Below are 23,475 nucleotides of genomic sequence, written 5' to 3' on the forward strand. Positions count from 1 at the left end.
AAAGATTGCCATACTGGCGTATTATGAAATTAAAGAATTATTAAGCGTTAATTATTTTGGTGTCTTAATTTTGCGATTATTGATAAAATAGAATGAATTAAACTTAACGACTGGGAGAATGGGTAAATTGAATAATTATGTCAAAATAAAAAATATGGCACATTTTGTGCCGGAACGAATTGTGACAAATAATGAATTAGCTAAATTTATGCCAACCTCGGATGAATGGATAGTGGCGCATACTGGGATTAAAACACGACACTATGCAATTGATGAAAATACATCAGATTTGAGTACAAAAGTAGCAAATGAACTTTTACTTAAATCTGGGTATGAAGCCACAGATATTGATTTAATTATTATTTCCACAATTTCGCCAGACGCCTTAACACCATCGACAGCTGCGATTGTTCAAGGAAATATTGGCGCAATGAACGCCTTTGCTTTCGATATTAGCGCTGCTTGTGCGGGATTTATATTTGCTATGAGTACCGCAGAAAAGTTTTTACGTACAGGGCAATACAAACGGGCAATTGTGATTAGTGCAGAAGTTAACTCAAAAATGATGGATTTTAAGGATCGAACAAGCGCTGTATTTTTTGGAGACGGTGCAGGTGGTGCTCTTCTTGAAGCCTCAAATAATTCAGCGGATGAAAGCTTTATTGCTGAAAAAATAGAAACAAATGGGCAAAAAAAGGATGTTATTCATAGTGGACGTATTGAACCATTAAGTGATGTTAATGAAGATAATTATCCAACAATAGATGCATTTTTCCAAGAGGGACGAGATGTGTTTGAATTTGCTACAACAGTTGTGCCTAATCAGATGAAACAATTACTTAAAGATAATAAGTTAAAAACAAGTGATATTGATTTGGTTGTTTGCCATCAAGCAAATTTAAGAATTATTGAAACAATTGCTGATGAGTTAGGGATGCCAATTGAAAAATTTGCAACAAGTGTTATTCATCACGGAAATACATCTTCAGCCGGGATTCCAATGGCCCTAAATGAAGCAATTCAACAAGGGTTTACGGGTGGTACAGTTTTATTAACTGGATTTGGAGCTGGCTTAGCATATGGAAGTTTACTAATAAAAATTTAAGGTGTGTGCAAATTAATGAAATTTAATGAAATTAATCAATTATTAGATAAAATTGCGACAATGCCATTTTCTCATGTTGAAATTGAAGATGGTGACTTTAAAGTAGTTGTAGATCAAGAAAAAACAGCCGAAAAAATAAAAGTAGCAACAAATATACAAGAAGATGATAGTGACACCATTTTTATCGTTAAAAGCCCACTTGTTGGGTTAGTTCATTTTGATAAAATGGGAACAATTGGGACTAAAATTATTAAAAAGCAGGTTATTGCTCAAATTGAAAGTATGAAATTATACAATGATATCCAATCGCCAGTGACAGGTATCGTACTTGAACAACTAGTAGATGATGGTGAATTAGTCGAATTTGATCAAGAGTTACTTAAAATTAGAATAGATGGATAGGTGAGTCATTTGTTTCGAAAAATTTTAATAGCGAATCGTGGAGAAGTGGCTGAACGAATTATTCGCGCTTGCCAAAAATTAAATATACAAACGGTCGCTATTTATTCAACAGTGGATGCACAAAGTCGATTTGTTGAACTTGCTGATGAAAAAATTTGCATTGGGCCAGCCTTAGCAAAAGATTCTTATTTAAATCGAGAGAGTATATTGATGGCAGCATTAAGTTTAAATGTTGATGCAATTCATCCAGGATACGGGTTTCTATCAGAAGATGCGCATTTTGCACAAATGTGTATGGAATGTGGTATTACTTTTATTGGTCCGGAAGCGGAATTAATCCAGCAACTAGCAGATAAAGATAAATCTCGTTTGTTAGCAATTGAGAAAGGGGTACCCGTTATTCCTGGATCTGATTTAATTACTTCTAACGAAGAATTGATTGAGCAAGCAAATAAAATTGGATTCCCACTATTAATTAAAGCTTCACATGGCGGAGGCGGCAAGGGTATCAGAGCAGTTGAAAGGAAATCTGATTTGTTATCTGGCGCTGAGATTGTTCAGCAAGAAGCAAAGGCTTCTTTTGCTGAGGGAAGTTTTTATCTTGAAAAAAAATTGATAAACGCGCGGCATATAGAAGTGCAAATTATCGGTGATGGGCACCATGTTCAAGTGTTAGGAAATCGGGATTGTAGCTTGCAAAATCACCGACAAAAAGTGATTGAAGAAAGCCCATCAGTTGTCTTAACTAGTGAGCAACAAAGCCAACTCTACTATTTTACGCGTCAGTTAATCAAAAATTTACATTACGTTGGATTAGGAACTGTAGAATTTTTATTTGCGAATAATCAATTTTATTTTTTAGAAATGAATACACGATTGCAAGTCGAACATGGTGTTACTGAAGAAACTGTTAAAATGGATGTTGTTCAACAACAGTTGTTAGTTGCTGAAGGTAAAGAAGTATTGAATAATGATGTAGAAATGAATGGACATGCAATCGAATGTCGATTATCCTTAATTCCAAGTGTGAAAACTAAAATTACATGTTTTGATTTTCCTAAAGATATTCGAATTGAAACGGGTTATGGTGTCGGTGACACCATCTCTGCTTTCTATGACGGACTATTAGCAAAAATTATTTGTCATGCTGAAACGAGAGAATTAGCTATTTTAAAAATGCAAAAATCACTTGAATCAATTTATATTTCAGGAATTGAAACTAATTTAACGCAATTAAAAATAATTATAAAATCACAAGAATTTATTGAAAATACCATTTCAATTGATAGCAAAATTTAAAGGCGGTGGCGGTAATGAGTCATTATCCAAAGACAAATCAATGGCAAAAGTGCCGAAATTGTGGGACGCATTTACATGAAAGTGAATGGGCACCTTATTTTATTTGTCCTAAATGCCAAACTTATAAACGCTTGACTGCTATGGAGAGAATTGCTATTTTAACAGATGAAAACGGTTTTGAGGTAATAAATGTAGCAAATAAAACAGAAAATAAAGCACAATTTCCAGGTTACTCAGAAAAACTGGAACGTGCTAAGCGTTCAACGACATCTGATGAAGCCGTTATTGTCGGTGAAGGTAGCATTGATCAACAACCATTGATTTTAGCAGTAATGGATAGTTTTTTTATGATGGGATCATTGAATACGACGGCAGGGACTAGAATTAAGTTAGGGATGCAAGTCGCATTAGATAAACGACTGCCATTTGTAATCGTTACTGCTTCTGGTGGTGCAAGAATGCAAGAGGGAATTTATTCGTTATTACAAATGAATTCGATTCTTTACATGAAACAAAAACTAGATAATGCAGGGTTATTAGTCATGTCCCTATTGACGGATCCAACAATGGGTGGTGTCAGTGCTAGCTTTGCACTAAATAACGATATTGTATTAGCTGAAAAACAAGCTAAAATTGGCTTTGCTGGTGAAAGAGTGATTAAACAGACGACAAATGAAAAGCTACCTGCTAATTTTCAAACAGCAGAAGGTTTATATGAAAATGGATTTGTTGATCAGGTTATTGATCGGAAAAACATAAAACAGATTCTTAGTCAGCTACTACTATTACACGTGTGAGGGGATATTAAAAATGGACTCAGATTTTTTAAAAAAAGTTCGATCGAATGATAGATTAAGTGCTAAATTTATTATTTCTAGTCTATTTGATGTGTTTTTCGAAAATCATGGTGATCGAGTTGGCGAAGAGGATGCTTCCATTATTGGTGGGATTGGACTTTTTCATAAGTGCCCAGTGACAGTTATTGGCATTAATCGGGGCGTAAATTTAGAAGAACGTTTAGCCTATAATTTTGGTGCCGTGAAGCCAAGTGGGTATCGAAAAGCAATGCGATTACTAAATGAAGCTGAAAAATTTAAGCGACCTGTTGTAACGCTAATTAATATGCCCGGCGCAGATGCCAGCGTTAAATCAGAACAAACAGGACAGAGCTATATTATTTCTGAAATGATTTTAAAAATGGGTGCATTACAAGTGCCGAATATTGCCATTTTTTTAGGTGAAGGTCAAAGCGGTGGTGCACTGGCTTTAGCAAATGCAAATGCTATTATGATGGTTGAAAATAGCTTATTTTCAGTAGCATCTCCAGAAGCCGTTAGTGCTATTTTGAAGAAAACTAATCCAAATGAGATTGAAACAAGTTTGCCAATGACGGCTACTGAGTTATTTAATATTGGATTGATTGATGTGGTATTGCCAGAAACTAATCAGGCAGCAACAATAAGTCTAATGGACAGTAGTCTAAATGAATTGCTGAAGAACCTAGCGACTAAATCATCTAATGAACTTATTGAACAAAGAGAAATGAAATACCAAAAGTTTTTAGAAAATTGGTAAAAAAGAAACGGACCTCAAATTTTAATTGAGGTCCGTTTCTTTTTTATATCTATTTATTTAGAGAGTTGCTGTTCTAAACTAGTAAAGGCTTGTGTTGATTTGTTTAAACCTAATTGAGAACGAATAGCATTTGAGACGCGTTTCTTTTCAGTCGATGTTGGAACTTCATATGAAAGACCATCAACATCTGTACTTACTCCTTGCAAGAAATCAGAGTGAATTGATTCTGTAGCGGCGCTGTAGTTTGTTTCTACTGTGAGCATATCATTAAAACTAAGATCAGTTACCATGTTTCCGTCAATTGTTTTTAATAATTTTTTGTAGTTTGCGAGTGAATTTACAGATTTAGCTTTTCCGGTAATTGCTGTAATAATCTGTTTTTGACGTTTTTGACGGCCATAATCACCTAGTGGATCTGAATGACGCATTCGCGTATAAGCTAAGGCTTGTTTGCCGTTTAAATGGATTGTCTTACCTTTTTTATAATGAGTTCCTTCAAGTTTAAATGAAAGTAATGGTTTGACATCAACACCACCAACGGTATCAACAATTTTCTTTAATCCATTCATGTTAATTAACATATAATAATCAATTGGGATATCTAATAAATTTTGAACAGTATTAACAGCAGATGTTGAACCATCTTTGCCACCATAGGTATAGGCACTGTTTATTTTTGAAGAGCTTTCATCACTTCCGTCAATTTTAACTTGAGTATCACGAGGAATACTTGTTAAGGTAGTTTTATTTGTTGTTGGATTAACTGTTGCAACGATCATTGTATCCGTGCGTCCTGTATCACTTCGACCAAGTGCGCCAGTATCAGTCCCCATTAATAGAATTGAAAAAGGTTTTTTCTCACTCAAAATACTGGAAACATTTCTTAATTTTTTTGCTTTGGTTTTCTTGTAAGTTTTTGCGACGGTATCTTCAGTATGTGTGAATACTGAATAGGCATATACACCTCCAGAAGCAATACCTAAAATCATAATTATCAATAGTGTCCACAGTATTGGATGCTTATTTTTATTGCTTTGAGAACTGCCTTTTATTGGAGATGGCATTCCCAAGTTATTATTTTTAGCCATATTTATTCATACCTTTCATTACATTAATTAAGCTGATTATACGATAAAAAAAGGGATAAAAAGCAAAAAAAATTTTTTCTTACGGTATTATTAAATAATTGAAAAAATGTAAAAGAATGAAAAGGACAACTTTGATTAATTAAGTAATGTTAAATCAGTGAAAAACGACTAATTGTATTACGCTTTTGTCATTTTAATATAGAACTCGTAAATGCCTATTTAACAACAAATAAGAGGGATAAAAACAATGGAAATGGCCTTTTGTAACATTTGTGTAATCATACTGAAATTAAAAGATGTAAATTAAATTCGAATGTAAACTAACCGTAATGGTATGTACCTAAGAACCGTGCTATTCTATTCTAGTCGAGAAAAACGAATACGCTAAAATTAAATAATAATTATGAAATCAACTAGGAGAGTGCCTTTTGAAAATTAATAGTAAAATTGCTAAAGTAATGATGATGACAGCTACACTTATTGGAATGAGCGCAGTTGCAGAACAAGCTAACGCTTCAGATAGTGTAACTGAACTAACAAGCACGATTGCTAAATTAAATAGCAAGAGCACTAAAGTTGCTGCAAAATTAGCAACAATTAATAGTGAAATTACTTCAACTCAAGCTGAAGTTAAGGATGCTAAAGATACAGCTGCAAAACTTGAATCAGATCAATACAAATTAGGTAAGAAGATCAGCAGATTAAATGTTGAAATTTCACAAAGAGATTCACAATTAGCTGATCAAACACGTGCTTTACAAGTTGATGGAAGTACAGCAAGCATGGTTGAATTTGTTTCAGATTCAAAAAGTGTTGTTGATGCCTTCAAACGTGTGGGAACAGTTACAACATTAGTTGGTGCTGGTCAAAAAGCTGCTAAACAACAAAAAGCTGATAAAGCAGAAGTTAAATCTTCTAAAGTTGAATTAGATGAAAAGGCTGCAGATCAACAAAAAACAGTTAAAGAATATACAAACAAACAAGCTGAACTAGCGGTTAAACAAGCAAACGCAAATACATTAAAAGCACAAATTGATACAAAAAAATCAGATACACAATCATCTATCGATAAAGCAAAAGCAGCAGAAAAAGCTGCTGAAAAAGCAGCAGCAGAAACTAAAGCAGCAAATGAAAAGAACGATGCAGCAGCAGCAGATGCAGCTGCATCAAAAGCAACTGAAGCTGCAAGTACAGATACTTCAAGTAATAAAGCAGTAAAAAGCTCAAATACTTCAGCTTCAAGTGAAAAAGCTGTCACAACTTCAACTACAAATAGTTCAAGTAAAAAAGCAGCAACAAGTGCTGTGAGTGCTTCAAGTCTTGATACAAGTAGTATTACTGCTCTAGCAAGATCATTAACAACAAAGAGCATCCCATATGTATGGGGCGGAAAATCATTGAGCGGTTTTGATTGTTCAGGATTTACTAGTTATGTTTATGCTCATGCTGCTGGAAAATCTATTGGTGGCTACACTGTTGCTCAAGAAGGACAAGTTAGCTATGAATCAGTTTCTCAAGCACAACCTGGAGACTTACTTTTCTGGGGATCAAAAGGATCATCATACCATGTTGCTATCTACTTAGGTGGAAGTCAATTTGCTGAAGCTCCAACTGAAGGACAAAATGTTAAAATTAGCACAATGAGTGCTTACTGGAAACCAGATTTTGCTGGTCGAGTAAAATAAATAATTAAAAGACTTAAGACAACAATGTTGTTTTAAGTCTTTTTTGTTATAATGAGTATTAATGAAGAGTGAAGAAGGTTTTAATAATGGTTGAATTAGTCATGGTAAGACATGGTGAGAGTCTAGCAAATCAAAATAATGAATACACCGGTTGGACAGATGTTCCATTAACGGCTAAGGGCATCGCTGAAGCTAGAGTTGCAGGAACAGTTATTCTTAATACAAATATTCAATTTTCACAGGTTCATACATCTGTCTTAAAACGAGCTATTAAAACGAGTAATATTATGATGGAAGAAATGAATCAACTTTGGATTCCAATACAGAAAAATTGGCGTCTTAATGAACGACATTATGGTGCCTTGCGCGGTTTAAATAAAGATGAAACCAAACGTATCTACGGTATTAAACAAGTAGCCCAATGGCGCCGTAGTTATACGACTATCCCACCTAGTTTATCTGTACCTGATAATGATAGACGGTACAAGCAACGTGTTAAAAGTAGCTTACCAACATCAGAAAGCTTAGAAATGGCATTTAAACGGATTTTACCTTACTGGCAAGATGTCATTGCCCCAGAGTTAAGACAAGGTAATAACCAGTTGATTGTCGCACATGGCAGTACACTTAGGGTATTGATAAAATATTTAGAAAATATTTCAGATGCAGATATTGATGGCGTTGAGGTTCCGAATGGTGTCCCTATTTGGTATACATTAAATGATGATTTAACAATTAAAAGCAAAAAAATTTTAACACAAAAAAAGTAACAACAATTCAATATTGTTGTTACTTTTTTAATTATGCTAATGCACCCATTGGATCCCAAGGAGCAAGGACTTTAGGTTCTTCTTTTAGAATAGCTTGTAATTTTTCTGGTAAGAATTTTTTGTTAACGACAACTTGATAACAATATTCTTCCATCCAGTCATCACTCATAACGAAGAAGCCTTTATTACCAACTTTTTCGCCCCATGAGTTTTCAACTTTCCATTTGGTTGCTTGATCATTAACCAAATCAACACCTGTTAGAACCATAGCATGAGTCATTAGACTCTCACCGTAATCAAGGCGTTCAGCTTTTGATAAAGCTAGATCAATATTGAACAATTCATCTTTATGATAAAGTTCAGTATCCATAATACCAATTTGGCGTTCAGACGATTGACCAACATCACAACCGAACCAGACGCTCTCGCCAGATTGTAATTGTTTGATGGCAACATCTCTAAAATCAGCCATGTTAATGTTTAAATGGCGAATAGGACGCCCATCAACAACATTTCCAAGACGATCAACTGTGTACATATTATTGTAAGGTTTATCATCTGTTGGACCATTAATGATTGAGACGTATTCATCTAAGTCCCAACCGATAAATTTTTCATAGAATGTTTTTGGTGTTAAATTTTTATCAATATGATATTCATTATCAGAATCACGATATTCAAAGTCAAATGTTGCAGGAGGTTCACCAAAACTGTATGCTAATAAACGATAAATTTCAGTAAGTTTAGCTTCTTTGACGACTTCAATTTCTTTTGAACTTGTTCCGGCAGCAACGAGTTCACGTAAATCAACAGCATCTTTTCTTAATTTTAAGTTTAAAGTTGAATTGATTTCGCTTGATTTAGAACTATTATATGTTTCAGGCATCACAGATTGAGGAACAACACCATATTTTTCAATAATTGCAACGATCATATCCCATTGGCCGCCATCTTGTTGTGGAGTTGTCATTAACCATGAAACGGTACGGTCACTAGTTGGTTTATCAGCTGTTTCAAGAACATTTTGATAAAAGTAATTTGCTTTTTCAAGTTTATCCCAGAAGTAAGTGAAATTTTGTGACAATTCAAAATCTTTGGCAACTTTAAAATTTGTTTTCATGTCATGACGCATTGTATTTAATGCGGCGAACATCCAACAACGACCTGATTGCTTTTGGTTAGAAACATTACCAACATCCAGATCAATTGAGAAAACAGGTTCCATTTTAGCTTGGGCTTTTAAATCGTAACTATTTGCTAAAATACCATTTTTTGTAACGGCACGTTCAATAACTTCATGGCTTTCACGTGCATGTAAATTTTTTTGGAATTTTGCGAGTTGTTCTGAACTAATTGATTGTGTCAAAAAAATCACACTCCTATATAAGATTTAAGTACTGTGGCTATTATAATATATCTCGTTAGATTAGTAAACAATGTTAAAAAGAAAAGAAAATTCTCATTTTTAAATAAAATCAATTTGCGTATTTAAAAAGAGCCAATAAAAATTAGCTCTTCTTTAGAATTATTTAATTGTAAAGGTGTCAGAACGTGCGTGTAAAACTTCAGGACCATCTTGACGTCCAACGATAACCGTATTTACACAATCTAAAAATAGACCTTGTTCTACAACACCAACTTGTTTAGCTAAATAATCTTGTATGCTAGCAGGATCGTTTATTTCACCTAAATATAAATCGATGACAAAATTTTTAGAGTCAGTTAAAACATTTTCATTATCAACAGTTCTAAATTTGGGATTAAATCCTTTAGCTTCTAATTTTTTGAATAATTGATGACTACCGTAAGGGATAACTTCAACGGGAAGAGGGAATTTACCCAACGTATGAACCATTTTACTTTCATCAACAATCCACATATTTTGATTTGAATTAATAGCAACAATTTTTTCAAATAAATGAGCAGCACCGCCACCTTTAATACCTTGGAAATGGTCATCAATTTCATCTGCACCATCAATTGTTAAATCAATGTGGTCAACTTCATCAACTGATTTAACTGGAATACCAAGTGATTTTGCTTGTTCTTCAGTTCTAATTGATGTTGAAACACCGATAATTGATAAGTTTTCATTTTTAACACGTTGACCTAATGCATCTACCATAAATTTAACGGTTGAGCCTGTACCAAGTCCAACAACCATACCGTCTTTAATAAACTCGACAGCTTTTTGTCCAACTAATTTTTTTAAATTGTCTTGATTCATGTGTGTCACTCTCCTATTTTTTATTTAGGTGTATAAATTAATTCTAAAAGTTCTGGATGTTCACTAAAATAAAACTTTGTATAAGGGCATAATGGTAAAATAGTTTGCTGATTTAGAATAACTTGTTTAATTAAGTAATCAGTTGTACTTTTTGCAAGCCCTTGATGACGCTGATTGTCAGCTACCCAAGTATGTTCAATGACCATTGTCTGATTAGCATTAATCATGGTAAAACTAATTCGACTAATTAACTCGTCATTAACGTTGTACACGCGTAAATCGGTTTCATTTAGTTGGAAATCCATTTGAACACCTTCCCTTTGAATGTAATTATACCATTAAAAAATGCCCAAAAACTAGCCATTTATGTCATAAATGAGGTAAGATAAAAAGTAAACAGATTACGGGGATAAACAAATGAAAACAAGAGGATTTGAAATTGTTACTAAATATGCAGGGAAAATTGACTTACCCGTTCGATCAACAACAACTTCGGCAGGATATGACTTAGCTGCAGCTGAAGATTTTACATTACCTTCAATCTGGAAAAGTGGATTTTTAAAGGTTTTATGGCTAATTAGGCATCGTGAATCGGTGGCTGAAGAAGAGCTCATTCAAGCAAATAAAATTTTGAAACCTTATTTAATTCCCACAGGAATTAAAGCGTATATGCTAGATAATGAATTTTTATTATTAGCAAATCGTTCAAGTAGCCCCTTAAAACGTGGACTGATTTTACCAAATGGAATTGGTGTTATTGATTCTGATTACTATAATAACGAAAAAAATGAAGGTGAAATTTTCATACAAATTGTTAATTTTAGTTTAAAAGATCAAATGGTAAAAAAAGGAGATCGGATAGGCCAAGGGATTTTTATGCCCTATTTAACTGTTGATAATGAAAAGGTGACCGCTACAAAACGTATTGGCGGATTTGGTTCATCAGGTAAATAGTTATTATAGAATGATTAAGAATTTCAATTGAAATTACAGGTTGTCGTTTATGTGATAAAATATTAACAATAGAATTTATAATGAAAGGGTGGGGAGTTTGTATGGCAAAAGTAAAAACGCAATTTGTATGTCAAAACTGTGGATACACCTCACCAAAGTATTTGGGTCGTTGCCCTAACTGTAACGAATGGAACACGATGGTAGAAGAGCGTGAACAATCACAAAAAGCAGATCGTAAAGCTCGTGTCAGTTTTACTGGAGCTTCTGTTAAACCAGAACTATTAGATGATATCTCAATGGCAGAACAAGAACGTGTTGAAACTGAGTTAGGTGAATTAAATCGTGTTCTTGGTGGTGGTGTTGTACCCGGGTCATTAGTTTTAATTGGTGGTGATCCAGGCATTGGTAAATCAACATTACTTTTACAAGTTTCTGGTCAACTAAGCCAAACTGGCGGAACTGTCTTATATGTTTCTGGTGAAGAAAGTGCTGTTCAGATTAAAATGCGTGCACAGCGCCTCGGTGTTGGAGGTCAGAAATTTTATCTTTACCCTGAAACAGATATGGGTAATATTCGTCAAAATATTGAGACATTAAATCCTGATTACGTAGTCATTGACTCAATTCAAACAATGCAAGAACCAGAAATGTCTGCTGCAGTTGGCAGTGTTTCTCAAATTCGAGAAGTAACTGCTGAATTATTACAAATTGCTAAAACGAATGGTATTACGATTTTTATTGTTGGACATGTAACAAAAGGTGGTGCAATTGCTGGTCCCAAAATTTTGGAACATATGGTTGATACAGTCCTTTATTTTGAAGGAGATATGCATCACACGTTCCGTATTTTACGCGCTGTTAAAAACCGATTTGGTTCAACAAATGAAATTGGAATTTTTGATATGCGTGAAGGTGGGTTATTTGAAGTTGCAAACCCATCAGAAATTTTCTTAGAAGAACGTTTGGCTGGCGCAACAGGTTCTGCTATTGTTGTATCTATGGAAGGAACACGACCTATTTTGGTTGAAGTTCAAGCATTAATCACACCAACAGTTTACGGAACGGCGAAGCGTACAACTACAGGGCTTGATCACAATCGTGTGTCATTAATAATGGCCGTTCTTGAAAAACGTGCAAGTTTATTATTACAGAACCAGGATGCTTATCTTAAGGCGGCTGGTGGCGTAAAATTAGATGAACCAGCTATTGATTTAGCGATTGCTGTTAGTATTGCGTCAAGTTATCGAGATAAAGAAACAGACCCTGCAGACAGTTTTGTAGGTGAAATTGGATTGACTGGTGAAATTCGACGTGTTAATCGGATTGAACAACGGGTTGCTGAAGCACAAAAGCTTGGATTTAAACGAATTTTTATTCCTAAAAATAATTTATCAGGATGGACACCACCTAAAGGAATTACAGTTGTTGGTGTTGCTACACTAAGCGAAGCACTAAAAGTAGTGTTTAGTTAGAAAGGAGGAGTTGTCAATGCGTAGAAATATTATTAAAGGTGTTGTTGCACTAGTCGGCGGTGGAATTGGTGTTAGTTTGCTACCACTTTTTTGGAAATTAGTGAGTATTGCGGAGATTGGTATATTAAATAATAGTGTTGTTAATTTTTTAATAGGTGTCGGTTTAGCTCTTATTCTATCTTTATTTATCATAACGCCACTAGAAAAATTACTGGCAAATATTGAAAATTATTTAACTAATCAAAGCCCAATGATGCTACTAACAGCGAGTGTTTCAACTATTGTTGGTATGGTTATTGCAATTTTAATCTCAACACCATTCTATCGATCAGAAATATGGCTATTGAACACAATTGTACCCGTTTTGTTACTATTTTTACTTGGATACTTGGGTTTTGTTATAGGAACTAATCGTTTGGAGGATTGGCGTAAATTATTTGCATCAAAAAATAAGAAAAGTGATGTCGTTGAAAGTAGTTTACTAGACCGTAATGTCAATGATAATTATCATGAATATAAAATATTAGATACAAATATCTTAATTGATGGCCGGATTTATGATTTGATTAAAACTGGCTTTATTGAAGGAACATTATTAGTTCCTAATTTTGTTTTATATGAACTCCAATATATTGCAGATTCAGCTGATAGTATCAAACGTGTTCGGGGTCGTAGAGGATTAGATATTTTAAATAAACTTCAAGATGAAAAAATCATGCCGATTGAAATGTATGAAGGTGATTTTGAAGAAATTGAAGAAGTAGATAGTAAGTTAATTAAATTAGCTAAAACGATTGATGGGGTTATTGTCACAAATGATTTTAATTTAAACAAAGTTAGCGAATTTCAAAATGTCCAGATTTTGAATGTAAATGCACTAGCTAAATCATTGAAACCTCGGGTTATTCCTGGAGAACAATTACATGTTATGGTAATAAAAAATGGTTCTGAGCGTCAACAAGGTGTTGCTTATTTGGATGATGGAACAATGGTTGTCGTGGAAGAAGGAAAGTATTTCCTAAACAAATCAATTGACGTTGTCGTTACAAGTGCACTTCAAACGGATGCTGGAAGAATGATTTTTGCAAAACCATTACATTCAATGAAAAAAATAAACGATAAGAAATAAAGTCAATACTAAGATTATTGGCTTTATTTTTTATCCGATTCATTGTAAACTAGATTAGTTGAATAAAGCCTTAAATAAACGGTTTATATCGTAGTAACTAAATACAGAAAAAAGAAAGAGGCGTTATCATGGCTAAAAATAAAATTCGTGTCAGATATGCACCAAGTCCAACTGGACATTTACACATTGGAAATGCTCGTACCGCTCTATTTAATTACTTATTTGCGAGAAGTCAAAAGGGTACTTTTGTTATCCGTATTGAAGATACTGATACAAAGAGAAATATTGCTGATGGTGAACGCAGCCAACTAGATAACTTAAAATGGTTAGGCATGGATTGGGATGAAGGTCCTGACAAACCAGGAGAATTTGGTCCTTATCGTCAATCAGAACGTAAAGATATCTATTTACCATTAATCCAAGAATTAGTGGATAAAAATTTAGCTTACGAGTCATATAAAACAGAAGATGAACTCGAAGCAGACCGTGATGCTCAAAAAGCACGTAATGAAATGCCACATTATGAATACGAATATGCAGGTATGTCTGATGATGAGATTACTGCTAAAATTGCAGAGTCAAAAGCTGCCGGTTTAACACCTGTTATTCGTTTCCGTGTTCCAGCAAACAAAAAATACGAATTTAAAGATATTGTTAAAGGTGAAATTACCTTTGATTCCAATACTATTGGTGGCGATTTTGTTATTCAAAAACGTGATGGTATGCCAACATATAACTTTGCTGTTGTTGTTGATGATCACTTGATGGAAATTACGCATGTTCTTCGTGGGGATGACCATATTGCCAATACGCCTAAGCAATTGATGATTTATGAAGCATTTGGCTGGGATGCACCTATCTTTGGACATATGACATTAATTATCAATACAGAAACAGGAAAAAAATTAAGTAAACGTGATGAAAATGTTCTCCAATTCATTGAACAATATCGTGAATTAGGCTACTTGCCAGAAGCTATGGTAAACTTCATTACCTTATTAGGCTGGTCACCAGTTGGCGAAAGTGAAATTTTCTCTCGCCAAGAATTGATTAAAATGTTTGATCCTAAACGTTTAAGCAAGTCACCAGCTTCATTTGATGGTAAAAAATTAGAATGGATTAATAATCAATATATTAAAACAGCTGATGAAGATAAAGTAATGGATTTGGCTTTACGTCAATTAATTCAAGATGGTAAAATTGAAGCTGATCCAAGTGCAGAAAGAATTGAATGGGCTCGTAAATTAATTAGCCTTTATAAGCAACAAATGTCATATACAGGTCAAATTACTGAAATGGCAGAAGTATTTTTAAGCGAACCACCTGTTCTTGATGATGAAGCAAAGGCAGAGTTAGCTGTTGAAACAGCACCAACAGTTTTAAAAGAATTTGCTGAACGCATTAAAACGATTGATATTTTTGATGCTGTTGCTATCCAAGCAACAATTAAATCAATTCAAAAAGATACAAAAATTAAAGGTCGTCAATTATATATGCCAATCCGTATTGCAACAACGCGTGAAATGCATGGACCAGAACTACCAGCATCAATCGAATTGCTTGGTCGTGAAAAAGCATTAGCTCATTTGAACAAAACGTTAGAAGAAATGAATACAAAATAATTTTTGATAAGAGAGAGTAACAACTTATTGGCGTTTTTTAGAAAGTTTTCGGTGATGTGAGAAAACAAACGTTAGTTGTGAAGTGCCTCTTTAAAATGCTATGATGAACAAAGTAATTATAGTCGTGTAATGAACGTTAACTCATTGTTGGATGTAGGTTCACTACATCTTAAGGAGTGGAACAACGTTGAAGACGTCTTTTATAAGTATATAAAAGACGTCTTTTTTTAACAAAAAGATTAAATGGCGGGTGATAAAATGATTTCAATTTATAATACATTAACGAATCAAAAAGAGGTTTTTAAACCACTTGTGTCTGGGAAAGTTAGTATGTACGTTTGCGGGCCAACCGTTTATAACTATATTCATATTGGAAATGCGCGAAGTGCTATTGCGTTTGATACAATTCGTCGATATTTTGAATATCGTCATTTTAAAGTTAACTATGTATCTAATTTTACAGATGTTGATGATAAAATGATCAAAGCTGCTAAAGAAGACCATATAACAGTTCAACAATTAGCCGATAAGTTTATTGCTGCTTTCATGGAAGATACCAAGGCATTGGCGATTGAACCAGCAACTAAAAATCCAAAGGCGACAGAAAATATTGATGATATCATTCAATTTATATTAAATTTAATTGATAAAGGTTATGCTTATGTATCTGATGGGGATGTTTATTTTAGAACGCGTAAATCTCCAGATTATGGTAAATTATCTGATCAAAATATCAACGAATTAGAACAAGGTGCCAGTCAGCATGTTGATACTGAAGAAACGGCTCGAAAAGAAGATGAAATTGATTTTGCACTTTGGAAATCAGTCAAAAATGATGATCTTTCTTGGAACTCTCCATTTGGTAAGGGCCGTCCGGGTTGGCACATTGAGTGTTCTGTAATGGCAACAAAATACCTAGGTCCAACGATTGATATTCATGGTGGTGGACAGGATTTAATGTTTCCACATCATGAAAATGAAATCGCTCAAAGTGAAGCTGAAACGGGTCAAAAATTTGCTAACTATTGGATGCATAATGGATTTGTAACAATTGGTGAAAATGATGAAAAAATGAGTAAATCACTAGGTAATTTTGTTACGGTGCATGATATGATTAAAGAAGTCAATCCACAAGTTATCCGTTTCTTTATGGCAACAACGCATTACCGCCGTCCAATTCAGTATAGCCAAGCGAATATTGATGAAGCGACTAATAATTTAAATAAATTGAAAACAGCATTTGATAACTTAACTTATCGATTGAACGATGCTATTTCAGGAGAAAATAAATTAATAGAAAATCAAATTAATGAGAGCTTATCCAATTTTGAAACTGCTATGGATGATGATTTTAATTCACAAAATGGTATTGCAGTTATCTATGATTTAGCTAAGAAAATGAATGTCTATTCTGAAAACAAACAAGTGGAACGAGATTCAATTAATCACTTGTTAGAAATTTTTAAAGAAATGACATCAGTTTTTGGATTAGCTTTTGGACAAGTAGCTGATGCTCTAGATATCAGAGTTGAAAAATTAATTGCACAAAGAATAGAAGCTAAGAAACAAAAAGATTTTCAAAAAAGCGATGAAATTCGAGATCAACTTGCAGCAGAAGGAATTATTTTGGAAGACACACCACAAGGAACTAGATGGAGAAAAGACTAATGGAAAATAATGCAGATTATCAACAAATGAATGGGATTGCGTTAGCTTATATGGGCGATGGTATTTATGAAGTATTTGTTCGTAAACACTTACTTGTACAAGGACTTACAAGACCAACTCAATTACACCATCAAGCAACACATTATGTATCAGCCAAAGCACAAGCTTTCTTGATAGATAAAATGACAGAAAATAATATTTTAACTGAAGAAGAAATAGACTACTTTAAACGTGGACGTAATGCTAAAAGTCATACTTCAGCTAAAAATACATCAGTAATAACGTATCGTATTTCAACTGGATTTGAAGCATTGTTTGGCTACTTATTTTTGAGTAATCAAAACGATAGATTGGCCGAATTGGCAAAATGGTGTATTAACACCGTTGAAAAGGAGAACTTAAATGGGACAACCAAGAAGTAGTGAAGAGGCTGGCGATTTTATTATTGGTCGTCACCCTGTAGAAGCAGCGTTAAAAAGTAATCAATCAATTAACAAATTATTTTTACAAACTGGATTAAAATCAGATGTTTTAAGTGGTATTGAACAGTTAGCTAAGAAAAAAGGTATTATCACACAACTAGTTCCTAAAAGTAAATTAGATTTATTATCAGATCAACAAAATCACCAAGGCGTTATTGTAGCAGTTGCCGCATTTGAATATGCAACTATTGAAGATCTTTTCAAAAGTGCAGCTGATAAAGATGAACCACCATTTTTCCTTATTTTAGATAATGTTGAAGATCCACATAACTTAGGATCAATTATGAGAACAGCCGATGCTGCGGGTGTACATGGAATTATTATTCCAAAACGTCGCGCAGTCGGTTTAACGTCAACAGTTGCTAAGACGTCAACAGGTGCAATTGAATATATGCCAGTTGCTCGCGTAACTAATTTGGTAAATACTGTAAATGAATTGAAAAAGGCCGGATTATGGGTCTTCGGAACAGATATGGATGGACAAGATTATCGTGAATGGGATGCTAAAGGACCCACAGCCCTCGTAATTGGTAACGAAGGTAAAGGTATTTCACCGTTATTGAAAAAAGCTTGTGATGGTATGTTGACTATTCCAATGGTTGGACACGTTCAAAGTTTAAACGCCAGTGTCGCAGCCAGTTTACTTATTTATCAAGGATTTACTTCTAGGGGTAAATAATAATGAAAAAGCAAATTTTGGTTGTAGATGCCTATAATATGATTGGTAATTGGCCAGAATTAAATCGATTGAAACAATCAGAGCGACTTGATGAAGCACGTGACTTGCTACTGCACAAATTATCAAATTATCATAAACAGATTGACTCTCGGTTAATCGTTGTCTTTGATGCAATGTATGTTCCAGGACTATCAAAGAGTTATACAAAATATGGATTAGAGATTATTTGGACAGCAGAGGGTCAGACGGCTGATAGTTATATTGAAGCAATGATAGGTGAGTTACAGACTAAACTCACACAGGTAACTGTTGCAACGAGTGATCAAGCAGAACAGTGGACTATTTTCTCACAAGGTGCATTAAGAATTCCTGCATGGGAGTTATACAAAGACATTAATGAATCTAAAAAAGAAGTTGCTCAACAAGCCAAAAAATATCAAACGGAGGCATCGGTTCGTCGTTCACCATGGGACTCAGAACAATTAGATAGTCTGGCTGAATTGCGTGATCACCTATCACATGACTAAGCAACTGTTGTAATCAGTCATTATGTTTGGTATATTGAAAAATGGAGACCCGGATATGGAGAGTCTACTTGTTAGATGAAACTTACCGGAGTACTGAAAACGAAACAGATTTTCAATTGATTTGCCAAATTAAATTAGGTGCAGAACATAAATTTGAACCGTTATTTGAACGATATCGTCCAATGGTTTATTCGATGATTCGTAAATACTATCTAAAATTATGGGATACTGAAGATTTTTTACAAGAGGCTAGAGCTGTTTGTTTTAAAGCATTAAAAAATTACCAACCGAACAAAGGAATTACGTTTGGACAGTATTTTAAAACCAGTCTATCGAATTGTATTTTTAGTTTAATTCGCAAACAATCAGCGACTAAAAGGCTGTCTGATGCGAACTCGCATTCTTTGGAACGATATGAAGAAACTTATGGTGAATGTGAACGGCCTTCGTTTTATTGTGAGATATTGGCAGATGACAGAATTATCCTTCAAGAAAAATTGGATGATTTTGAATTGAAATTGTCAGAGTTAGAAAGAAGTACTTTTGTTTTACTTTATTATCAAATGAAAAAGCCAGAAGAAATTGCGCTTATTTTAGAGTGCGATATGAAAAAGGTATTAGGATCTATCTCAAGGTGTAAGAGTAAGCTTGGGTTATTTTTTAAAGAAAATCGATAATTAGGAAAGAAAGAAAAGAGGGTGGTTCCTTTTTTCTTTCTTTTAATGTAAAATGAGTGTATTCTTTAAAAATGTTAGTCGAAGTTAGCGTTAGTTAACTTTACATTAAGGAGAAAAAGTCATGGCACAAAGAAAAGTAGCATTGGCTTGTATCGTTTGTGGCTCACGAAATTATATTGTAGCTGCAAAACCGAGCAGAACCGAACGCTTAGAAGTAAATAAATTTTGTAAATATTGTAATAAACATACGTTACATCGTGAAACAAAATAGGGGGATAGTTATGAGAAAAATTAATGCATTTCTTAAAAGTGTTATCGTAGAAATTAAAGCAACAACTTGGCCAACAGGTAAGGAACTACGTCGTGATACAACAACTGTTGTTGTAACTGCAATTATGTTTGCGATTTTCTTCTGGATTGTTGATTCAGGTGCTTCTGCATTCTTAACCCTATTTTCATAGAAGAATAGCTATTTAACTGATGTTTTGATATAATGACACAAGTGAGAAAACTTCGTTGATGCGGAGTTTTTTTTGTTTGAGAAAAATGAAGCTGATAATTTAAGGAGAGATATATATAATGGAATCAATCGAAAAAAGTTGGTATGTCTTACATACTTACTCTGGTTACGAAAATAAAGTTAAAACAAATATTGAATCACGTGCACAATCAATGGGTATGGAAGATTTTATTTTCCGTGTAGTTGTTCCTGAAGAAGAAGAACGTGAAGTTAAAAATGGTAAAGAAAAAACAGATATGAAGAAAACATTCCCTGGATATGTTTTAGTTGAGATGGGTATGTCAGATGAATCATGGTATGTTGTTCGTAATACACCAGGCGTAACTGGGTTCGTTGGTTCTCATGGGGCCGGAAGTAAACCAGCACCACTATTACCTGAAGAAGTAGAATTGATTCTTCGTCGTTTGGGTATGAGTGCTCGTCATCAAGAATTGGACATTGAAATTGGTGAATCTGTCACAATTATTGAAGGTGCATTTGCTAACCTTATCGGTAAAGTAACGGAAATTGATAATGAAAAATTAAAACTTAAAGTTGATATTGATATGTTTGGTCGTGAAACAAGTACAGAATTGAACTTTGATCAAGTAGATAAATTATTAGGCTAGGGTGATAACTCACAAAAGTAGAAGGTGATTTAATGACTAAGGGACTTTTGAAGATAGGCTTGTTAGGTCTAGGAGCAGGCACAAGTTTTTTCATTGGGAATAAATTTAGACGATTAGGGCATGTTTCAATTGATGCCTCTGATCCAATTGTACCTAGCGACAAGATGACCCCAACACTATTTGTTCACGGTTATAGTGGTAATCGACTTTCTTTTGGCCCAATGATTGCCCGTTTTGAACGAGCAGGCTATGGTCGTAAAGATATGGTTATCATAGTTGATGATAATGGTAGTTTACATGTTGAAGGTCAATTAAGATCTGCGCAACCATTCATTCAAGTTTTATTTAAAAATAATATAGCTCCTGTTGAAAAACAAAGCTTATGGTTACATTATATTATGCAATTTTTATATGGCGCTTATGCCATTGAAAAGGTCGATTTTGTTGGGCATTCAATGGGTAGTGTCAGTATATTACGCTATATGACAGAATACAGAGATATGACTGATGTCCCAATGGTGGCACATGCCATTTCAATTGGTGCACCATACAATGATCATAATGTAGCACAAAATACGCCTATCATTGAAGATTTATTTTTAACTGATAAAGGTCCAGTGGAAACGACTTCACTCTACCAGTATTTTGAAAAGGCAATGCAGCATCTACCGGAGAATTTACAATTTTTAAATATTGCTGGCGATTTGAAAAATGGCAATGATGGCGCTGTTTCCATTAATAGTGTTTTATCACTTCGCTATTTAGTTGAAAATCAGCTTAATTATCAGGAACTTATTGTGAGCGGTCGAAGAGCAGCACACAGATTATTACATGAAAATAAACGAGTTGATGAATCAATTTACACATTTTTATGGAAAAAGCATAAATAAGATTGCGTGGAACCCATCTGGGTGTTATATTATATTAGTATGTTCTGCATACAGTGGGAGGAGAAATTTATATCTCCATTTACCACGCACGGATTTTACAAGGAGGTATGTCACGTGGCTAAAACAGTAGCAAACGTCGTTAAATTACAAATTCCAGCAGGGAAAGCAACTCCTGCTCCACCGGTTGGTCCTGCATTAGGACAAGCTGGTATTAATATCATGGGCTTTACAAAGGAATTCAATGCACGTACAGCTGACCAAGCTGGTATGTTAATTCCCGTTGTAATTAGTGTTTACGAAGATCGTTCATTCGATTTCGTTACAAAAACACCACCCGCAGCAGTTCTTTTAAAGAAAGCTGCAGGCGTTGAAAGTGGTTCTGGCGAACCTAACACTAAAAAAGTTGCAACAGTAACTAGTGCTCAAGTTCAACAAATCGCTGAAACTAAAATGCAAGATCTAAACGCTTCAGGTGTTGAATCTGCAATGCGCATGATCGAAGGAACTGCACGAAGCATGGGATTCGTTGTAGAAGGTTAATTCCTAACTACAAACACGCTTCTCGGTCGGATACTCTATGAAAATAGATGTATCAAGTGGGAGGTTTATCCGTTAGACCACATATTGCAAGGAGGAAAATTCAAGATGGCTAAAAAAGGTAAAAATTATCAAGACGCTTTAAAACAAGTTGAAGAAGGTAAAAACTATTCAATTACTGATGCAATCGCATTAGCTAAGAAAATGGACTTTGCTAAGTTTGACGCTACAATTGAACTTGCTTACAACTTAAACTTAGATACAAAACAAGCAGACCAACAATTACGTGGGGCTGTTGTACTTCCAAATGGTACTGGTAAAGACCAAACTGTTGTTGTATTCGCTAAAGGCGATAAAGCTAAAGCTGCACTTGCAGCCGGCGCTGACGTTGTTGGTGATGATGACTTGGTTGAACGTATTTCTGGTGGCTGGTTAGATTTTGATGTTGCTATTGCAACACCAGATATGATGGCCCAAGTTGGACGTTTAGGCCGTGTCTTAGGACCTAAAGGTTTAATGCCTAATCCTAAAACAGGTACTGTTACAATGGACGTTGAAAAAGCAGTTTCAGAATCTAAAGCCGGCAAGGTAACTTACCGTACTGATAGAGATGGAAATGTTCATGTTCCAATTGGTAAAGTATCATTTGATGATGCAGCATTAATTGGTAACTTTGATGTTATCAACGATGTTATTGTTAAAGCTCGCCCATCATCAGTTAAGGGTGGCTATATCAAACATTTATCTGTTGCTACAACATTTGGTCCAAGCTTAAACTTGGCTCAAAACTAATATTAGATAATTAAATTTCTTTAGTTGACCCATATATCTAACTGTGTTAAATTTATGGAAGTCAATTAATTTATGATTCTACCGAAGACTCAGGTGGCGCAAGCCTTAATTTACCTGCCGAGGAGTGAAGTATTACTCTCTCTGTGTCTTGGTGGACACGGAGTTTTTTTATTGTAAAAAAGCTCTGACACGACTACAGGAGGTGAATCAATTATGAGTAAAGAATTTATCGCACAAAAAGCATTAATTGTGGATGAAGTAACTGAAAAATTCAATAACGCTGCATCTGCAGTTGTTGTGGATTACCGTGGTTTAACGGTTGAACAAGTGACTGCATTACGTAAGGAATTACGCGAAGCAGGCGTTGAAATGAAAGTTATCAAAAACAAGATTTTAGTACGTGCTGCTGAAAAAGCAGGGTATGAAGGTATGGAAGAAGTATTTTCTGGACCTACTGCAGTCGCATTTTCTAGCGAAGATGTTGTTGCACCTGCACGTATTATGGCTAATTTTGCTAAGACTGCTGAAGCACTTAGCATTAAAGGTGGTGTCATTGAAGGTAAAGTTGCAACGTTAGAAGAAATTAACGCTCTTGCTACATTACCTAGTCGTGATGGCTTACTTTCAATGTTACTTTCAGTATTACAAGCACCTGTTCGCAACGTTGCTTATGCAATTAACGCTGTTGCAGAAAGTAAAGACGAAGAACCTGCTGCTTAATACTTAGCATCTATGATCGGTACCTAAAGGTACACACAAAATCGTAC

27 protein-coding genes and 1 other annotated feature are annotated in these 23,475 nt (G+C 34.6%); of the genes, 23 read left to right on the top strand and 4 right to left on the bottom strand.

The features are described 5' to 3' along the window. Nucleotides 1–118 precede the first annotated feature (118 nt). From AC1RPT_RS06590 to accA, 5 genes are read left to right on the top strand one after another with little or no spacing between them, the layout of a single operon-like run. Nucleotides 119–1,105, top strand: a complete 987-nt coding sequence (locus AC1RPT_RS06590) for a beta-ketoacyl-ACP synthase III (RefSeq protein ID WP_481761877.1) — start codon at nt 119–121, stop codon at nt 1,103–1,105. A gap of 15 nt (nt 1,106–1,120) precedes the next feature. After that, the gene (locus AC1RPT_RS06595; protein ID WP_481761878.1) at nt 1,121–1,507 is read left to right on the top strand and encodes an acetyl-CoA carboxylase biotin carboxyl carrier protein; all 387 of its coding nucleotides are present in this window, start codon (nt 1,121–1,123) and stop codon (nt 1,505–1,507) included. Between the two features lie 9 nt (nt 1,508–1,516). Further along, a complete protein-coding gene (locus AC1RPT_RS06600) occupies nt 1,517–2,806 on the top strand; it encodes an acetyl-CoA carboxylase biotin carboxylase subunit (RefSeq protein ID WP_481761879.1) in 1,290 nt (429 codons plus the stop codon). Between the two features lie 14 nt (nt 2,807–2,820). Continuing rightward, the gene (locus tag AC1RPT_RS06605) at nt 2,821–3,603 is read left to right on the top strand and encodes an acetyl-CoA carboxylase carboxyltransferase subunit beta (protein WP_481761880.1); all 783 of its coding nucleotides are present in this window, start codon (nt 2,821–2,823) and stop codon (nt 3,601–3,603) included. Nucleotides 3,604–3,616: 13 nt separating this feature from the next. Beyond that, a complete protein-coding gene (gene accA / locus AC1RPT_RS06610) occupies nt 3,617–4,381 on the top strand; it encodes a carboxyltransferase subunit alpha (RefSeq protein ID WP_481761881.1) in 765 nt (254 codons plus the stop codon). A 53-nt stretch (nt 4,382–4,434) separates the two neighbouring features. Here accA and AC1RPT_RS06615 read toward each other — a convergent pair whose 3' ends face one another. Next, the gene (locus AC1RPT_RS06615; RefSeq protein ID WP_481761882.1) at nt 4,435–5,469 is read right to left on the bottom strand and encodes an LCP family glycopolymer transferase; all 1,035 of its coding nucleotides are present in this window, start codon (nt 5,467–5,469) and stop codon (nt 4,435–4,437) included. Nucleotides 5,470–5,897: 428 nt separating this feature from the next. Here AC1RPT_RS06615 and AC1RPT_RS06620 point away from each other — a divergent pair, with 428 nt between their 5' ends. Both AC1RPT_RS06620 and AC1RPT_RS06625 read left to right on the top strand, forming a co-directional pair. After that, nucleotides 5,898–7,154, top strand: a complete 1,257-nt coding sequence (locus AC1RPT_RS06620) for a C40 family peptidase (protein ID WP_481761883.1) — start codon at nt 5,898–5,900, stop codon at nt 7,152–7,154. 86 nt (nt 7,155–7,240) lie between these two features. Beyond that, nucleotides 7,241–7,924: a 2,3-bisphosphoglycerate-dependent phosphoglycerate mutase gene (locus AC1RPT_RS06625; RefSeq protein ID WP_481761884.1), complete on the top strand. Its 684-nt coding sequence runs from the start codon at nt 7,241–7,243 to the stop codon at nt 7,922–7,924. A 31-nt stretch (nt 7,925–7,955) separates the two neighbouring features. Here AC1RPT_RS06625 and AC1RPT_RS06630 read toward each other — a convergent pair whose 3' ends face one another. The 3 genes from AC1RPT_RS06630 to AC1RPT_RS06640 all read right to left on the bottom strand — a co-directional run bounded on the left by AC1RPT_RS06630 (nt 7,956) and on the right by AC1RPT_RS06640 (nt 10,456). Continuing rightward, on the bottom strand, nt 7,956–9,290 hold the full coding sequence (locus AC1RPT_RS06630) for a C1 family peptidase (RefSeq protein ID WP_481761885.1): 1,335 nt from the start codon (nt 9,288–9,290) through the stop codon (nt 7,956–7,958). Nucleotides 9,291–9,449: 159 nt separating this feature from the next. Continuing rightward, the gene (gene rpiA / locus AC1RPT_RS06635) at nt 9,450–10,151 is read right to left on the bottom strand and encodes a ribose-5-phosphate isomerase RpiA (protein WP_481761886.1); all 702 of its coding nucleotides are present in this window, start codon (nt 10,149–10,151) and stop codon (nt 9,450–9,452) included. Between the two features lie 20 nt (nt 10,152–10,171). Beyond that, on the bottom strand, nt 10,172–10,456 hold the full coding sequence (locus AC1RPT_RS06640) for a GNAT family N-acetyltransferase (RefSeq protein WP_481761887.1): 285 nt from the start codon (nt 10,454–10,456) through the stop codon (nt 10,172–10,174). Between the two features lie 112 nt (nt 10,457–10,568). Between AC1RPT_RS06640 and AC1RPT_RS06645 the strand changes: the two genes are divergently transcribed. From AC1RPT_RS06645 to rplJ, 16 genes are all read left to right on the top strand, one after another. Then, nucleotides 10,569–11,105 carry a dCTP deaminase/dUTPase family protein gene (locus tag AC1RPT_RS06645; RefSeq protein ID WP_481761888.1) on the top strand — a complete coding sequence of 179 codons (537 nt, stop codon included), beginning with the start codon at nt 10,569–10,571 and terminating at the stop codon, nt 11,103–11,105. 101 nt (nt 11,106–11,206) lie between these two features. Continuing rightward, on the top strand, nt 11,207–12,577 hold the full coding sequence (radA, locus tag AC1RPT_RS06650; protein WP_409021546.1) for a DNA repair protein RadA: 1,371 nt from the start codon (nt 11,207–11,209) through the stop codon (nt 12,575–12,577). A gap of 16 nt (nt 12,578–12,593) precedes the next feature. Next, nucleotides 12,594–13,706, top strand: coding sequence for a PIN/TRAM domain-containing protein (locus AC1RPT_RS06655; RefSeq protein ID WP_481761889.1), 1,113 nt, complete (start codon nt 12,594–12,596; stop codon nt 13,704–13,706). A gap of 128 nt (nt 13,707–13,834) precedes the next feature. Further along, nucleotides 13,835–15,328, top strand: coding sequence for a glutamate--tRNA ligase (gene gltX, locus AC1RPT_RS06660; RefSeq protein WP_481761890.1), 1,494 nt, complete (start codon nt 13,835–13,837; stop codon nt 15,326–15,328). Between the two features lie 258 nt (nt 15,329–15,586). Next, nucleotides 15,587–16,996, top strand: a complete 1,410-nt coding sequence (gene cysS / locus AC1RPT_RS06665) for a cysteine--tRNA ligase (RefSeq protein ID WP_481761915.1) — start codon at nt 15,587–15,589, stop codon at nt 16,994–16,996. Further along, nucleotides 16,996–17,418 carry a Mini-ribonuclease 3 gene (locus AC1RPT_RS06670; protein ID WP_409021543.1) on the top strand — a complete coding sequence of 141 codons (423 nt, stop codon included), beginning with the start codon at nt 16,996–16,998 and terminating at the stop codon, nt 17,416–17,418. The genes cysS and AC1RPT_RS06670 overlap by 1 nt, the downstream gene beginning before the upstream one ends. Continuing rightward, a complete protein-coding gene (gene rlmB, locus AC1RPT_RS06675; protein WP_481761891.1) occupies nt 17,399–18,157 on the top strand; it encodes a 23S rRNA (guanosine(2251)-2'-O)-methyltransferase RlmB in 759 nt (252 codons plus the stop codon). The genes AC1RPT_RS06670 and rlmB overlap by 20 nt, the downstream gene beginning before the upstream one ends. A gap of 2 nt (nt 18,158–18,159) precedes the next feature. Continuing rightward, nucleotides 18,160–18,684 carry an NYN domain-containing protein gene (locus AC1RPT_RS06680; protein WP_481761892.1) on the top strand — a complete coding sequence of 175 codons (525 nt, stop codon included), beginning with the start codon at nt 18,160–18,162 and terminating at the stop codon, nt 18,682–18,684. Between the two features lie 68 nt (nt 18,685–18,752). Then, nucleotides 18,753–19,361: an RNA polymerase sigma factor gene (locus AC1RPT_RS06685; protein WP_481761893.1), complete on the top strand. Its 609-nt coding sequence runs from the start codon at nt 18,753–18,755 to the stop codon at nt 19,359–19,361. Between the two features lie 121 nt (nt 19,362–19,482). Further along, complete coding sequence (gene rpmG, locus AC1RPT_RS06690) at nt 19,483–19,632, top strand: 50S ribosomal protein L33 (protein ID WP_057974231.1); 150 nt, start codon at nt 19,483–19,485, stop codon at nt 19,630–19,632. Nucleotides 19,633–19,642: 10 nt separating this feature from the next. After that, nucleotides 19,643–19,822, top strand: a complete 180-nt coding sequence (gene secE / locus AC1RPT_RS06695; RefSeq protein WP_057974232.1) for a preprotein translocase subunit SecE — start codon at nt 19,643–19,645, stop codon at nt 19,820–19,822. A gap of 115 nt (nt 19,823–19,937) precedes the next feature. Next, entirely contained in the window at nt 19,938–20,489 is a 552-nt protein-coding gene (nusG, locus tag AC1RPT_RS06700; protein ID WP_409022813.1) for a transcription termination/antitermination protein NusG, read from the top strand. 32 nt (nt 20,490–20,521) lie between these two features. Next, nucleotides 20,522–21,379 (top strand): alpha/beta hydrolase, encoded by an 858-nt coding sequence (locus tag AC1RPT_RS06705; RefSeq protein ID WP_481761894.1) that lies wholly within the window; start codon nt 20,522–20,524, stop codon nt 21,377–21,379. A gap of 114 nt (nt 21,380–21,493) precedes the next feature. Continuing rightward, complete coding sequence (gene rplK, locus AC1RPT_RS06710) at nt 21,494–21,919, top strand: 50S ribosomal protein L11 (protein WP_409021537.1); 426 nt, start codon at nt 21,494–21,496, stop codon at nt 21,917–21,919. Nucleotides 21,920–22,024: 105 nt separating this feature from the next. Then, the gene (gene rplA / locus AC1RPT_RS06715; RefSeq protein WP_409021536.1) at nt 22,025–22,708 is read left to right on the top strand and encodes a 50S ribosomal protein L1; all 684 of its coding nucleotides are present in this window, start codon (nt 22,025–22,027) and stop codon (nt 22,706–22,708) included. A 63-nt stretch (nt 22,709–22,771) separates the two neighbouring features. Then, nucleotides 22,772–22,887: a sequence feature (ribosomal protein L10 leader region), on the top strand. Between the two features lie 34 nt (nt 22,888–22,921). Further along, nucleotides 22,922–23,428, top strand: a complete 507-nt coding sequence (gene rplJ / locus AC1RPT_RS06720) for a 50S ribosomal protein L10 (RefSeq protein ID WP_481761895.1) — start codon at nt 22,922–22,924, stop codon at nt 23,426–23,428. The last annotated feature ends 47 nt before the right edge of the window (nt 23,429–23,475 follow it).

The organism is Dellaglioa sp. CoH-56-MRSF-11, assembly GCF_056782135.1.

Coding starts and splice junctions, on each gene's coding strand:
- rpiA (WP_481761886.1), bottom strand. CDS start 10,151: ATGAATCAAGACAATTTAAAAAAATTAGTTGGACAAAAAGCTGTCGAG.
- AC1RPT_RS06590 (WP_481761877.1), top strand. CDS start 119: ATGGGTAAATTGAATAATTATGTCAAAATAAAAAATATGGCACATTTT.
- cysS (WP_481761915.1), top strand. CDS start 15,587: ATGATTTCAATTTATAATACATTAACGAATCAAAAAGAGGTTTTTAAA.
- AC1RPT_RS06625 (WP_481761884.1), top strand. CDS start 7,241: ATGGTTGAATTAGTCATGGTAAGACATGGTGAGAGTCTAGCAAATCAA.
- accA (WP_481761881.1), top strand. CDS start 3,617: ATGGACTCAGATTTTTTAAAAAAAGTTCGATCGAATGATAGATTAAGT.
- rplA (WP_409021536.1), top strand. CDS start 22,025: ATGGCTAAAAAAGGTAAAAATTATCAAGACGCTTTAAAACAAGTTGAA.
- gltX (WP_481761890.1), top strand. CDS start 13,835: ATGGCTAAAAATAAAATTCGTGTCAGATATGCACCAAGTCCAACTGGA.
- AC1RPT_RS06680 (WP_481761892.1), top strand. CDS start 18,160: ATGAAAAAGCAAATTTTGGTTGTAGATGCCTATAATATGATTGGTAAT.
- rlmB (WP_481761891.1), top strand. CDS start 17,399: ATGGGACAACCAAGAAGTAGTGAAGAGGCTGGCGATTTTATTATTGGT.
- rpmG (WP_057974231.1), top strand. CDS start 19,483: ATGGCACAAAGAAAAGTAGCATTGGCTTGTATCGTTTGTGGCTCACGA.
- AC1RPT_RS06705 (WP_481761894.1), top strand. CDS start 20,522: ATGACTAAGGGACTTTTGAAGATAGGCTTGTTAGGTCTAGGAGCAGGC.
- AC1RPT_RS06640 (WP_481761887.1), bottom strand. CDS start 10,456: ATGGATTTCCAACTAAATGAAACCGATTTACGCGTGTACAACGTTAAT.
- AC1RPT_RS06670 (WP_409021543.1), top strand. CDS start 16,996: ATGGAAAATAATGCAGATTATCAACAAATGAATGGGATTGCGTTAGCT.
- radA (WP_409021546.1), top strand. CDS start 11,207: ATGGCAAAAGTAAAAACGCAATTTGTATGTCAAAACTGTGGATACACC.
- secE (WP_057974232.1), top strand. CDS start 19,643: ATGAGAAAAATTAATGCATTTCTTAAAAGTGTTATCGTAGAAATTAAA.
- AC1RPT_RS06645 (WP_481761888.1), top strand. CDS start 10,569: ATGAAAACAAGAGGATTTGAAATTGTTACTAAATATGCAGGGAAAATT.
- AC1RPT_RS06605 (WP_481761880.1), top strand. CDS start 2,821: ATGAGTCATTATCCAAAGACAAATCAATGGCAAAAGTGCCGAAATTGT.
- rplJ (WP_481761895.1), top strand. CDS start 22,922: ATGAGTAAAGAATTTATCGCACAAAAAGCATTAATTGTGGATGAAGTA.
- AC1RPT_RS06655 (WP_481761889.1), top strand. CDS start 12,594: ATGCGTAGAAATATTATTAAAGGTGTTGTTGCACTAGTCGGCGGTGGA.
- AC1RPT_RS06615 (WP_481761882.1), bottom strand. CDS start 5,469: ATGGCTAAAAATAATAACTTGGGAATGCCATCTCCAATAAAAGGCAGT.
- AC1RPT_RS06595 (WP_481761878.1), top strand. CDS start 1,121: ATGAAATTTAATGAAATTAATCAATTATTAGATAAAATTGCGACAATG.